This window comes from Phycisphaerales bacterium AB-hyl4, from assembly GCA_041821185.1.
Taxonomy (GTDB): domain Bacteria; phylum Planctomycetota; class Phycisphaerae; order Phycisphaerales; family Phycisphaeraceae; genus Natronomicrosphaera; species Natronomicrosphaera hydrolytica.
The window spans coordinates 266457-280057 of sequence record JBGUBD010000006.1; the positions used below are offsets into that span (position 1 = coordinate 266457).

Below are 13601 nucleotides of genomic sequence, written 5' to 3' on the forward strand. Positions count from 1 at the left end.
CTTCCTCAAGCATTCGTGAAATGGCCGACGATCGGAAACGTGCCGACCGTCGACCGAAGGTATTCAAAACAACTTTCGTCAGTTGCGCATTCGACGACGGCGCAACATTGCCAGGGCGCCCAACCCGAGCAATGCCATACTGCTTGGTTCAGGGATCGGGCCGGTGATCTGAATGTCGTCCACCCACGTGTTCAAGCCGCGAGTGTCAGGCACGCCAAGGAGCTGCATACGAAATGCTTCCGCCTGATCAAAATCGGCATTTTGAAGGCTAAGGCCAGCCATGGCTGCGATGGGTGTTCCGTTCCCGTTGGCCAGTTCGAACGACCACGTTCTATCCAGTTCATCGACTGTCATCACCACCATCAGCCAGTCGTTTGTAGACCAGAACGTAGGATATCCCGTATCACCTTCGTTGATGGTTGTGGTGCCGCTGGCCGTTTCGTAGCGAATCTGCTTGTTGCCGTTGCCATCCGACAAAGCACGAAGGGTCAGGGTCCCGGCGACACGATCGTCTGCATCACGGATCGTCAAAAGGTATCTCGGGCGCATCAGCGCACTGTTTTCTATTGTCGTACTCGAAAAATAGATGCGGTGCGACAGAACATACACACCCTCAGCGTCGTCCTGGCGCCAGCCTGATGCCGTCATCGTGCTGTTGGGTTGTCCGTCATCGAGGCCGGAGGGGTATGAAAAACGCCAGTACTGGTCGCCCTCGATAGCGTCATCGGATGCGTTAACCACCGAATTGGTCATCCGGTCGCCCAAATTGGTTAATGTCCAACTACTCGAAAGCGTTGTAGCGCCAGGCGCGTAACTCTCGAAGTTCTCCTCAAACAGCACTACGGAGCCGTGTGCCAGTGGAATCGTAAACAGCAGCGTCGCAGCGGGCATTAATGAAAGGATTCTACGCATGATCAATCTCTCCTAAAAAGGGTTCAAAACAATGTTCCGAAATCTGATTCTGTCGAGTCTCGTCTTTGGCTCCACTCCTCGGAGCAACTCCTGTGAAAAACATTATCGTTGCCGAAGTCGGCCGTCGGCGGGCCTGTACGCTGGTTCATCGGTGATCAGCAACATGTCGTAACGAATCTCACCGTTGAGATTGTCCAGGGTCAGTGTGTGCTCCCCGGCAGGCAATCGCACCGCCTCAAGATTCATGTCGCCCGGCACAGCCCACGTCCAGAACTGTTCCGCCATCGGGTGGTCTGGATCAATCAGCCGGTCGGGAACATTCAAGTCGGTGCGGCCACCGAGGGTGGCGATGTGATCGTCGCCCAGTCGTACTCGCACGTCATTGTCGGTTTCATTACCACGCATGCCCGACCCGCGATGCAGGTAGCGAAGCCAAAGAAAGTATTCGCCTTCGTGGGGTATGGTGATACGCCACGACACTCGGTTGGACCGTGGCCGTTCGGGTACGAGGTAAGCGGAGCCGCGCAATCCGCCCGCTGTCGATTCTTCAAACGGGCCTTGCCGTTCCGCATCCGCGAACGCCAACTCAAGATGTACCGGTTCGTGATCACGCGATGGCGTGGAGACCTGGGCGAATGTCGGTTCACTCTCATTGCCCCATCGATCCACCACCGTTACAGCGTAGTGGTACGTCACACCGGCTCGCAGGCCCCAGTCCGTAAACCGGGCTTCCGTTGGAGAGCCGATGCGATGTTGTTGAGTCAGTTTCTTGAACGGCGCACGCGAGGCATAAACGTGGTAGTGCGCAAAGCTCGGATCGTCAGAGGCCGACCAGCGAAGTTCGTTTACACGTTCACGTCGATTGTCGGCTTCGAGGCTTTGAACAGATTGAGGCGGCGTCTGAATCTCGGGCCGACGACCTTCCGGTTCGAAACCTTCATCGGTAGACAGGGCGATCAGATCGATTTCGGCGCCTGCGTCCACGGTCTCGAACGTAATCTGCACCTCACCGGCCGATAGCGTCACGGCCGCCTGGCCAGTCCGAACCCAGGTCCATGATTTCTGATCAGTTCTCGCCTCGTGGGTGCCGTCTCCCAACTTGATCCGCCACCCCGCGTTTTGAGAAGCGTGGCCACGGACCCTTGTCCACACGTTGTCGGGACGGTTGCTTCGGACTCGGGCCCAGAGGTGGTAGTCACCCGCGGCGGGCAATTCAATTGACATCGATGCAGCGCCGATATTGCGATCGGGATGCCGATAGAGGTAATACCAATCGGACGCCTCGCGAACATCTCGCCCAATGGCCAGGCCGGGCCGTTCGTCGGTATACAAATCCCGCACCGCGTGTTCCGGTTCGACATAGACCACCAGTGGGCGATCCTCAACATCGGCCGGCAGATCAACGCCCGCGCGAGCCGCCTCCATTGAAAAGCCGCTCTCCAGGCCACTGTATTCCAGGGCAGTGACAACGTAATAATAATCCTGCCCCGGTTCGACATCCTCGTCTCGCCATGTGGTCTGCTCGATGGGCTCATGTGTCTGAAGCACATATTCATCGCCGCTTCGCGTGCTGCGGTAGACCAGGTAACCACGCGTTTCGTTGCTGTAGGCCGACGGTTCCCACGTCAGCTCCACCGCTTGTTCGTCGGCTTGCCACTGAACCTGCTCGGGCGGTCGGGGGCGTGCCATCACCGCGACATAGTTGCGGAATCGCCCCGTCATGCTCGAGGCTGTGTGGATTTTGGTGGCGTCGGGACTCTGCATAGAGAAGTCGCCACCCGCGTAATAGCCGTTGAAACGATGGTGTGTATTGAACACCGGCTGCCATGTACCGTCTGAAAACCCCTGGTACACAATGTTGCCGTTGTTGGTCTGATCAAACGTGCGGAAATGCCAGCCGCGAATCCACCCGACATAAAAACGGGGGTGGATCGACCAGTGCATATGGTAGTACTCGCCGTCGGAGCTGACTTTGACTTCCTCGAAGGGTGTCCCGGTGCGTGTTCGCCAGAATCGTGCCGCCATCCCATCGCGCACAATGAATTCACCGTCGGGCGATGCGTCCTGATGGCCATGCGTACTCGTGGGGTAGTAGTTGTAAATCTCCTGCATCTCGTCCACGGTGTCCCCGCGGTGGATGCGATACTTCTCCCACCGCTCACCTTCGGGAAACTTGATGTGGCCGTTCTGACCCATGAACAGGCGGAGGTAGGCCTCGTTGCCTTCAAGCGGTGCGATGACATGGTCGATCTCGCCGGTCTCCCGATCGATCAACATGCCGACCCGCACCCGCACGATCGGCCCCCATTCCTCATGATTCGTGCTCACGGAGGTATGCGGCCGCCAGAACTCATGGTTATCGAGCGGATGACTCGGGTTGCCGTCTGCCTGCGGTCTGGCCGGCCGACCCGGGTTTAAGCCTGTGTCGGGAAGGGGAACATTGCCCGGCTCGTAAGGCATCCAGATTCCGCCATTCGGCGTGTCAAGAAAGACATACCGACTGTCCTTCGTCAGGCCATAAATGCGACTGCGCGTAAACGATTGATCCCATTGTGCAATAGTCTGTCTGGTGCCTTTTGCTTCGTTGATTTCGCGTAGTTGCGTGCCCCCGAAGGTCAGGTAGTAAACGTCGGGGTCATCGGGAGCCCATATCGGATGTCGACTATCGTCCAGCCGGGGTTGGATGCGCGAGTAATCTGCGTTGACCAGTCCGCCCCGCATCACGTCCCCGTCCTTCGTAGGCCGATGGCCGGGAACGAACAGGCGGGACGCGTTCGCATTCCATGCCGACCAGACCGAAGAAGTGGTGGTGTGTTCAGTGAATGGCGCATCGTCGACCATCCAGATCGGCGTGCCGTGCTCAACATCCTCAAAGATCAGCCGGTGCGTTCGCAGGCCATCGTCTTCAAAAAACAGGTCATAAGGCTTTACGCCGTGGCGTTCCATGAACGCGTCCAGGCCTTGGACTGATGGATCGACTGCACTGTATCGATCGCGCGATGCATCGCGAAGCTGCGCCGGCCCCCCCACAGCGAGCCGGGAACTGCCGCTGCCACTGATGAACTTGATCGCCAATACGTTCGTGCCTTGTTGAAGCGAGGCATTGACGACATGGTCAGTGATCGACGGCGGCCAATGTTCGTTGCCTTCGTCAATCGTATTGACAACTTCCTTACCGTTTACCCACGCCTGCATCCACCAGTCGGCCCCCATACCGAGCGACACCTGCTGAGCCGAGCCTGATTCGATTTCGAGAAAGACATAGGCGGTGTTACCCGGCGCGAGCCCGCCGAAGAGCGGTACGAAATCGAAGACATCACCATCGCCGGGCGTCACCGTCTGAGGCTCAACGGTGCGATCGTTTACTTTCAAGGCGGCGGGGACTGTGGAAAGCTGATCCTCAGCGACGGCATCGTCCCGGTGAAGCGGGAGAAACACCGTCCATTGCTCAGGCCAAGCGACATCCCCTACGACCTGTCGTGACGGTTTGGGTGAAACGTCACCTTGTGCCGGCATTTGCCCACTGACGACAATCGTTATAAGTAACATTAAACCGATGATTCGCACTTGTTTCGCTTTCGTTGAAGTCGCTTTTGGCATTGACACGTCCGAGGCCATTACCCGTCAGTCGAAGGCGGGGTCATTGTTGCGGTTGTAATAGCTCCAGATTCGCGACCCTGAAGCGTTGATTTCCGGCACATCTGAACGTGTTGTGACATGGCCGCCGACCCAGAGCAGATTGGCAACACGTTGGCTACCGTGCCGGGGGTAAACGTGAAACAGGCTGCTATCGTTTCGCAGCAAGTAGCTGGAGCCCCCGTTTTCCCATGTATGGCCACTATCCGCGACCAGCAGGTGATTGGGCGTCTCGGGTCGTTGCGAAACATCGCGCCCGGCAAGGCGTTGATTCATGCCGTAGGAAGGCTGGAACGTAGCTCGCAGATCATATTGACTGTAGATGCTGTTGAAGTCAGTCGGGTCTTCGGGGCACTCGAAGACCCCCTGGCGGCCATACTCGTTCGCTTCATCGGTGTTCCTCGGGGGCTGTAGACCCACATACGGTCCCAGATGCCCTGTCGCCCACACGATGCCGCCGGGCGAGTAGGTCCAAGGCAGATAATCATCGTGATCGTCGCGATACATCATGAATGCGAGGCCAATCTGCCTGAGATTGGATGCACACGAGATGGTGCGTGCGCTGTCTCTTGCACTGGATAAGGCGGGTAGCAGAATTGCAATCAATATCGCAATAATAGAAATGACAACGAGAAGTTCGATCAGCGTAAATGCATGCTTACAAATGTATCGGGGGGCTTTGGGCATAGGTCACTTCTTTCTGGAGCGGAGGCGACTGAACCGTGTCATTCTGAAATAGGGTTTCACGCTGGAGGCGTTTGTGGCAGATAGATTGACTAAGTACGTTGCTGTTCTTCGCGAACACCGGAGCGAATCGATTGGGTCCGTTTGCTAGTCGATGCTGAACCAACCGGTCGCATCCGACGAATCAGTTTCGGATTGAAAAACAATTCAGACGCAAGCCAAGCCGCGCCTCGGTGAGCAGCCTGCCCGAAATCGTCAATCACACTGATCTCTGTGGTTCCACGCCGCGATGGATGCAACCACGGCTCAAGGCCTCGCCGGAAGGCTGGCAACAGAATTTCCTCCGGCAAGCCGAGACCAGACTGGATGAGGATCGCATCCGGATTGCTCGCCTGAGCCAGATAATGGAAGTATTCACCGAAACGTTCCGCAGCTTCGACAAGCACCTTTCGGACAACCGGGTTGCCTGCCTTTGCCTGTTCGCGAAGGCCGGGCAGATCGATATCCGCAAACTCCGGTTGCATCGCCTGCAACTGCTTGAGCAGCGCCCAGCCCCCAACCTCGGCTTCAATGCAGCCACGGCCGCCGCAGTAGCACGGCCGACCATCCCGAACCACCTGGATATGCCCAAACCCACGCCAGTGCGAAAGCATCTGCCCGTAAGGCTCGGCCGGTGAAGCCGGCGACCAGGTAATGCCGCCACCCCAAATCAGGATCGCGACGCGTTGCGGCTTTTCCTGCGCGGCGATAATGCCCGCACATAATGCCTGCATATCCGCTATGGAGGACACATGGCAATTCGTGATTTTCCGAACCGTTCGCTCAACCGGAAGGTTGGCGATATTCGGAAAATGCACGCATGTCTCAAGCGAACCATCAACCGGATGAATGCCGCCCGGCAGGACGAGCGTCACTGCTCTTAAATGAAGCCCTTTCCCTGTGGCGACGTCGAGCATTTCCTTCGCAGCCGACGAGAATACTTCCAGGAGCGATTCATTATCGATCGTCCGGTCGTGAGGAACCGTCCGGTCCCAAATGCCCACACCATCCATACGCATAAGCGATGCCTTGGTGGACGAATCGCTCGGGTCGAGCGTCATCACACCAACCAGGTTCGTGGAACGATCGACTTCCAGAACGTCGGCCGGTCGCCCCCTCGTCGGACGCCGCGTCCCCACGGTATGAACCAGCCTGTTGTCACGAAGCACGGAGATGGTCTTATTGACCGCAGCCCGTGACAGGCGAACCCGTTTGCCAAGTTCAGGCTGACTGATGGGCCCCTCTCGGTAGATCAACGTAGCAATGGCTTGCTGACTGCCGTGGCCCTGCATGATGTCTGGAAATGTTGCCACAGACTAGACTTTCATGCGCCCGGCCGTTGCAGATGCATCGACCATCTGGCGTTCGGAACGAATCAGGTGAAACCGAGGCGTTCGCAGAGAAACGATTGCCAGAAGAGTACCACGCCACATTTGTTTTGTCAACGATAAAAAACAAACTATTCCTCAGCGAAATCTGGGTGTAACGTGGGGCTCTGCCGCGGAGCCCGGTCTGCGGTTTCACTGAAGGGCTTGTGTGGCAATCGCACGCGAAGGGAGCGGCCTGCGGGGGGCGGCTATTTCGGCCCGTTCCCTTACGAAGATTACAGTTCCTTCCGCGCCCTTCCTAACGGTTTATTCGACACGGCCCTGGTCGCCTGCCGTGACGTGAACACCGATGCGAGACTGACGTGAACCATGTGAAAGTGACTGACCGCAATACCCATGCACAGGTCGTTCCCGGTGCGAGCAACCAGAAAGGGTTGAATCCTCAAGTAGTGCTTCAGCTATGTCTACGTCGGCGCGAGCTCCTGTATCGCTTCACGTACCTGAAGCGAAATACCATCTAATTGTTGCGGAAGTTAAAACCCCAGAACGGACGACTGCCGCTGTGATACTCGCCGCCGATGTCATATTCTTGCACGCTGACCATCTCCACATGCGCGTCCAGAAACACGACGTTGCGAAACTCATCGCGATGCGTCGGGGCGCGAAGCAACGCCTGCCATGCGGTGGTTGTTGTTGTGACAAACGTGTTGTAAGTGTCCAAATCAGCTTTCAAGGTGCCGTCTTGAGCGAAATGTGTTTGCGAAGGCTGGGGCACCTGATCGAACCGGGTCCCATCGCCGAACGGTTGCTGGTGGAACTGGACGATGGCGACCTGATCGACTGGGACCTGTGGCACATCGACGGCAGTTCGATCCGCGGCAGCCGGGCGGCGGGCGGGGCGGCGGCGAAATCTTTGAAAAAAGGCCCGCCGAACCGACGGACCACGCGCTGGGCCGCAGCCGAGGCGGGTTCGGCACGAAGTTGCACTTGATTGTTGCTGGTGCTCCGCTTCGGCGTGGAGGGATCGATAGATCGGGCGTAACGCTGTTTGAGGCGCTTGGGCATCTCGGTCAGCAGTCGATCACGCACATCGGGCGGAAGGAAATCGCGCATCAGCGGCATCTCGACCCACACCCAGTCCTCGGGCGGACGCAGTCGCTTGGGCGGTGATTCGTCATGCGAACAGAATTTTGCTGATCCCGGGGGGAAGCAGTTACTTTAACCCGCACAGACGTAAACTGGCCCGCTTTGGGGACCAAACGGGGACAGTGGGGGCCCGCGGGTGGGGGCGATGTGCAATAAAAATGGCTCGTAGACGCTTGTGCGTGCATACGAGCCATTTAAGCGGAGAGGGCGGGTCGAAAATCCCCTCTTTATGCATAAGTCAGCGTGACGCCCGTAAAACGGGGGTGTCGGCGTGTTATAGGGCGCTGTTTGAGGCGATCCGTCGGCAGCCGTGATGGTTCTTGATGGAGGTTTTCGGTGCCGTGAGCGACAAAGCCAGCACGCGGGCACCGCCGGTGACCGTGTATAATCATACACCAATATTTGTTCAGATCGGCTGCACGGTTCGGCGGGTACGTGTGTAGCATCAACGTTGTCTGATTCGATGTTTGAGAGTGGTCGTAGTACATCCATAGTTGAAGGTGGTATGCTCGCCTTCCAAGAAGCCGCTGGTCACAAGACAGCCGAGGCTACGAATCGTGGCAGATCGGGCAGGTCGCGGCTCTGAGCTCTGCGGCTCCGGCTTTTCAGACCAGGCCGTCCAACCTCGTATCCGCCGGGGCTGCTCAGGACAGCGCCGGGTAAGAGTATGGAGTCAGCGATAACCCAACTTCGTGTCGCCGCGCGGGATGAAACCGAGGAGAACGATTCGTCATTGGCCTATCTGATGCGCCTCGCGGAGGCGGCGGGTCCGCTGTTGATCAATTTCGAGGATCTGGTGGGCATGACCCTGGACCATCCAGAACTCCGCCTGCCCGATGAGATGCGGATGCACAAGGGGCCGCTTTGTCAGTGGGCGAAGGAATTCCTCCGAACGGAACGCGGGCTGCTCGTGTGCTCGACAAACAAGTACATCGCCAACCGCAAAGCGCTGCATCGTACCGACCCGCTCATCGGTCAATGTTACCTGGGCCTGACCGACATTTGCCAGCCATTGATCTACCGTCAGCAGGTGATGGGCATCTTCTACTACGGTTCGGTGGTGCTGGCGGAGCATCAGCAGCGGTTGCGAGAGCGGGTCATCGCTGAATGTCGTCGGCAACATCTGGACATGGACCAGGCGCTGACGGCGCTCGAACAGGTGCCAGTGCTGCGGTTGCATGAACTGCCGCTATACGAGGCTCGCCTGAGCAAGCTTTGTCAGATCGTGGCCACGATACTCGACGGCTTGGGGTTGCCGGCCGACTGCTACCACTCGTTCGGCCGCGCGAAGGAAGCCCGGGTCGCGTTTGGCGGAACCCCACGATTGGTGGTGCGGGCGGTGCGTGTGATCAATACCTATCTCGACCACCCGTTGACGCTGGTGTCGATCGCCAAGCGTTTGCAGTGCCATCCGAAGTATCTCGGAAGAGTCTTCCAGCGGTCGATGGGGCTGTCGGTGGCCGACTTTCTACTGAAAACCCGGATCGAACGAGCCTGTAACCTCTTGAAAATCGGGCGCTTGGACGTGACACGCGTGGCTTACGAGGTCGGCTTTACGGACAAAAGCAATTTTTCGCGCTCGTTCCGCAAAATCATGGGTATGCCACCGGGCCAGTATCGCAAGCAGTTCAAGGTTGACTACACGACACAGAACGCAAAGCAAGGTGTAAAACAAGTACCCAAATGACAACAATGAGTCATTTTGGTGACAACAGTCGCGCCAGGGCGTGTCGTAAGCTTCGTGCATGTCTAACGCTGAGGCTCCCAATCGAACGCTCCGGGAAGATCTGACCACGCCCATCGCCGAGCAGGCGGGCGTGGTGGTTTGCGGAGGTGGACCGGCGGGCGCGGCGGCGGCTATCGCGGCGGCCCAAACGCAACGCCACCTCGGCATCATCCCCAACGTCCGGCTTATCGAGACCCACGGCCAACTCGGCGGCGTGTGGACCAGCGGCCTGCTGTCGTGGATCCTCGACGCTCGCAACAAGACCGGCCTGATGCAGCAAATCATGCAACGCGTCGAGGCCTGTCGTGTCGATCTCGGCGGGCGACCGAACCGGCGGCGCGGTGGTCAGCTTTATGACGCCGAGCATATGAAACTGCTGCTCGAAGAGATGTGCACAGAAGCTGGCGTTCGCCTGCTGTTGCATACCCGGGTCGTCGCCGCCTATCAGCAAAACGGCAAACTCACGCACATCGTCACTGAATCGAAGAGCGGGCGCGAGGCCTTCGCCGCCAGTTGTTTCATTGACTGCACCGGCGACGGCGACCTCGCCGCCCAGGCCGGTTGCAGCTACGACTTCGGGCGATTCGATGCCAAGTCGTCGACGCCCCCCGCGTGTCAGCCCATGACGCTTATGGCCATGATCACCGGCGTCGACCGCGACGCAATCAGGCCGTTCTACGATCGCCAGCAATACACCAAACTCGAAGTCAAGCAGGCCATGCGCGCCGAGTTCGACCGGGCCGGCGTCAATCCGTCATACAGTCATCCCACTTTGTTCGAGGTTTACCCCGACCTCTTCGCGTTGATGACCAATCACGAGTATGACCGCGACCCACGGAACGCTCAGGCCGTCACCAATGCCACCATTGCCGCTCGGCGCGAAATATACGAACTCACCAAGGCGCTTCGGGGACTGGGCGACCCGTGGCGAGACCTGCGTGTGGTGGTCACGGCAGCACAGATCGGCATCCGCGAGAGCCGACGGCCGGCCGGGTTGTATCGCATTTGTCTCGATGACCTGGCCGTCGGTCGACGTCACGACGATGCGGTATGCGAATGCAGCTTCCCCATTGACGTGCACGCCACGTCGAACAAGGGCGATCGCAGCGTCGAAGCGTCGCCTGTGTCCAAAACGCTTCCCTACGACATCCCCTTCCGCGCGCTGGTGGCGCGCGACGTGGATGGACTGCTCATGGCCGGCCGCTGCATCAGCGGCGACTTCTATGCCCACTCCTCGTACCGCGTGACTGGCAACGCTGTGCCCATGGGCGAGGCCGCCGGTTGCGCCGCAGCGCTGGCATCTGTTCGTGGATGTTCCGTTCGTGATCTCGATTATGTCGCAGAGGTTCGCCCCATTCAGCAATCGCTCTTTAACGCGTCTCATGTGGCTGATGACCGCGATCGTCGCCGCACAGCCATGACTGTTTAGCGTCGTCAGGCAACGATCCACAAAATGCGCAACGACCTGTACGTTTTGTATCCATAACCTCTCAGGTTTCTAATTTTCAAAAGGAGAAACAAGATGAAGCTTCAAGTCACGCAACGTTTGTTCCCACGTGCGATCACCCTCGCAGGGCTAGGTTTTGCCGTGGTCGGCTCTGTGTTTGGTACTGCTGCGCATGCAGATGTTATTGTGAGTTCTGACCTGACCTATCTCACCACCTCTCGCGCGGAGATGACAGCGGTCGACGACAATGTCACCGTTTCAGAATACACCGCTCACGGAAATACTGCTTTCAGTACTTCCAGAACGCATTTCATCCGCGTCGACACCGCCGGCAACGCCGCCAGACTCGCGACGATCAGTGATTCGGTCGATAATGATCTGTATGGCGAGTTTGAGATCACGGTCGATTCGGGTTGGCAGATGAATCTGTCGTCGCTGGATATCGGCATGCAACTCAGCCGCGGCGCCGACACCGAGTCGTTCACCGTCCACCTTCGCAGCAGTCTCGACAACTTCGCCGAGGATATTGCAGCCACCACACTCGGGGGCGATGGCAGCGTGAATGTCGTTAATGGCTCGGGTTCATTCGACCTGAGCGACGCGGCGTTCCAGGCGTTGACCGATAGCGTGACTTTCAGGATGTACATGGTGACTGACATCGGCTCGCGCACCGACGGCAGCCAGTATGTCCGGATTATGCCCGACGTCGTTCTCAACGGCACTGTCGTGCCTGAGCCGGGCACGTTGGGGCTGGCGGCACTCGGAAGTGTGTTCGTGCTGGGGCGCTGCCGGCGCGTGCGTACCGCCTGATGAACGCAACATGTTCAAACCCACTTGCCGTCATATATGTCGGATTCAGTAAGACTGAAATAATTTTTTTTACAGGTATTAGAAAACTCAATGAACAAGTTCAGCAAGTTGTCCTTACGCTCATTCATGCCCGGCGTCCTGGCTTGCCTTCTCGCGTGGGCAATCCAACCCGCGTTAGCAGACGAGGTCGTAGTGCTCGATGGGCCGCAGGCCGAAGCCTGGCGGCAGGCGATATCCCAGCGCGCCACGGTCAGCGATGTCCGCGCGATGGATCAGGTCCCTGAACAGGCGACGTTGATCATTCCGGACCGGTTGTTGACCCGGACAGAACTGGAGCACCTCAAGTCACTGCCGCGGAGCGTTCGCGTGCTGGCGATCGGCCGCAGTGCGTATTCTGAGAACGGCTCCAGTGCGGCAAGCGTACTCGGCGTCGGCAAGCACTTTCAGTACATTCCACTGCTGTACCCGGCCTGGCTGGATTATGATATGGATCGCTATAAAAGTATCGCCCGATGGACCGCTGAGCAAGGGGCACACGGAATGGGCGTGTTCGCCTACGTCCACACGCTGCCGGATCGCAGCGAGGCGCCCAACTTTGAAGTCATTCGCGACGTCTTCGGCGCTTATGAAAGCTGGAAGAAAGAGGAAGTGCTTGACGAGCCACGCTCGCCGGGGCTGAAGCAAACCCCGCTGGTTCTGTTCATGCACAGGCGAGACACGCTGCGTGCAGGACCTGAGGAGGCGGTGGACTGGGCGCGCAAGCTCAACGCCAACACGATCTCGGTCGAGGTCAGCCGGGTGCGCACACGCAGCGTGTATCCGAGCCAGTTCACCTACGAAGGTGAGCATGAATTCCAGGGTCGCATGGTCACACCGGAGAACGATCTGGACTATCTGCCCCGCATGCTTGCCGCGGCGGAGGAAGCCGACATCGCCATCCACGCCAACATCATGACCAAGCACAGCCCTCGACCGACCGAGCCACATGAAAGGCAGGTCATGTCCAGCGACTTTGGTTCAGGCGAAGACCCGCCCCGTGAAGCACCTTGCCCGATCTCCGGCGCGAGACATTACGACGACATGGCGGCCATGGTCGAGGAAATGTTGACAAAATATCCGCAGATCGCAGCGATCGAACTGGATGAGCCGCGGATCTACAATCGAGGTTGGATCGACTGGGCGTGTTTCTGCCAGGGCTGCAATGAAGTCTTCAAAGAACGCTATGGCTATAACCTCACGCCGGCGAACGTGATTGATTATCCGCAGTTCGAAGACTCCGAGCCTGACGAACGGCGGGCTCACACGACTGAGGGAGGACGACAATCGATCAATGCCGACTTTCAGGAGTTCCGCACCTGGATGATGAACGAGTTGCTGCTTGAAAAATTTCGTCGGGCGATCAACCGCGTCAAGCCTGACACGGCCCTGGTCGTCTGGCAGCCGCGAACATACGAGGCCTTTGGTTTCTCGCCCGGCGCGATCAACTACGGCGTCAGTGTGTTCGGCCCGGAGTACATGGATGGCCCCGGCTCCCCCCGCTACCTCAATCACCCTGACACTTTTTATCCACGGCACGAACGTGTCGTACGCGCGGTGGATGTCCAAGACGACGAAGCCCAGTCGCTGGACGCCGAGATCGTCCGCGTGGACCTGTTCCACCTGGCCCAGCCGCTGCTGTGGGGCGAAGCGGAAGATCGAAGCCGATGGGTGCTGCTGAGCTCAGCCCAGGACGGCCGAGTCATGTATGTCGCGTTCGATCCACTTCGCGATGACCAGGCACATGACGTTCTAGGCCGGATACTCAACTGGATCGGAAACTAACTTATTCGGGGGTGTGAAGTAGGAAATTACAATGCACACAAACGCACCGTCT

10 protein-coding genes are annotated in these 13601 nt (G+C 58.3%); 5 read left to right on the top strand and 5 right to left on the bottom strand.

All coding sequences use genetic code 11. The features are described 5' to 3' along the window. Window positions 1-78 precede the first annotated feature (78 nt). From ACERK3_11710 to ACERK3_11730, 5 genes are all read right to left on the bottom strand, one after another. Complete coding sequence (locus ACERK3_11710) at window positions 79-912, bottom strand: PEP-CTERM sorting domain-containing protein (GenBank protein MFA9478951.1); 834 nt, start codon at window positions 910-912, stop codon at window positions 79-81. 102 nt (window positions 913-1014) lie between these two features. After that, window positions 1015-4350 (bottom strand): hypothetical protein, encoded by a 3336-nt coding sequence (locus ACERK3_11715; GenBank protein ID MFA9478952.1) that lies wholly within the window; start codon window positions 4348-4350, stop codon window positions 1015-1017. 186 nt (window positions 4351-4536) lie between these two features. After that, window positions 4537-5235 carry a type II secretion system protein gene (locus ACERK3_11720; GenBank protein MFA9478953.1) on the bottom strand — a complete coding sequence of 233 codons (699 nt, stop codon included), beginning with the start codon at window positions 5233-5235 and terminating at the stop codon, window positions 4537-4539. An 89-nt stretch (window positions 5236-5324) separates the two neighbouring features. After that, window positions 5325-6584, bottom strand: a complete 1260-nt coding sequence (locus ACERK3_11725; GenBank protein MFA9478954.1) for an ROK family protein — start codon at window positions 6582-6584, stop codon at window positions 5325-5327. 532 nt (window positions 6585-7116) lie between these two features. Beyond that, window positions 7117-7332, bottom strand: coding sequence for a hypothetical protein (locus tag ACERK3_11730; GenBank protein ID MFA9478955.1), 216 nt, complete (start codon window positions 7330-7332; stop codon window positions 7117-7119). Between the two features lie 9 nt (window positions 7333-7341). Between ACERK3_11730 and ACERK3_11735 the strand changes: the two genes are divergently transcribed. The 5 genes from ACERK3_11735 (at window position 7342) to ACERK3_11755 (ending at window position 13549) form a co-directional block, all read left to right on the top strand. After that, complete coding sequence (locus ACERK3_11735; protein MFA9478956.1) at window positions 7342-7590, top strand: hypothetical protein; 249 nt, start codon at window positions 7342-7344, stop codon at window positions 7588-7590. 822 nt (window positions 7591-8412) lie between these two features. After that, entirely contained in the window at window positions 8413-9432 is a 1020-nt protein-coding gene (locus tag ACERK3_11740; protein MFA9478957.1) for a helix-turn-helix domain-containing protein, read from the top strand. A 58-nt stretch (window positions 9433-9490) separates the two neighbouring features. Beyond that, on the top strand, window positions 9491-10900 hold the full coding sequence (locus tag ACERK3_11745; protein MFA9478958.1) for an FAD-dependent oxidoreductase: 1410 nt from the start codon (window positions 9491-9493) through the stop codon (window positions 10898-10900). Between the two features lie 93 nt (window positions 10901-10993). Then, window positions 10994-11728, top strand: a complete 735-nt coding sequence (locus ACERK3_11750; GenBank protein MFA9478959.1) for a PEP-CTERM sorting domain-containing protein — start codon at window positions 10994-10996, stop codon at window positions 11726-11728. A 90-nt stretch (window positions 11729-11818) separates the two neighbouring features. Then, complete coding sequence (locus ACERK3_11755) at window positions 11819-13549, top strand: hypothetical protein (GenBank protein ID MFA9478960.1); 1731 nt, start codon at window positions 11819-11821, stop codon at window positions 13547-13549. The last annotated feature ends 52 nt before the right edge of the window (window positions 13550-13601 follow it).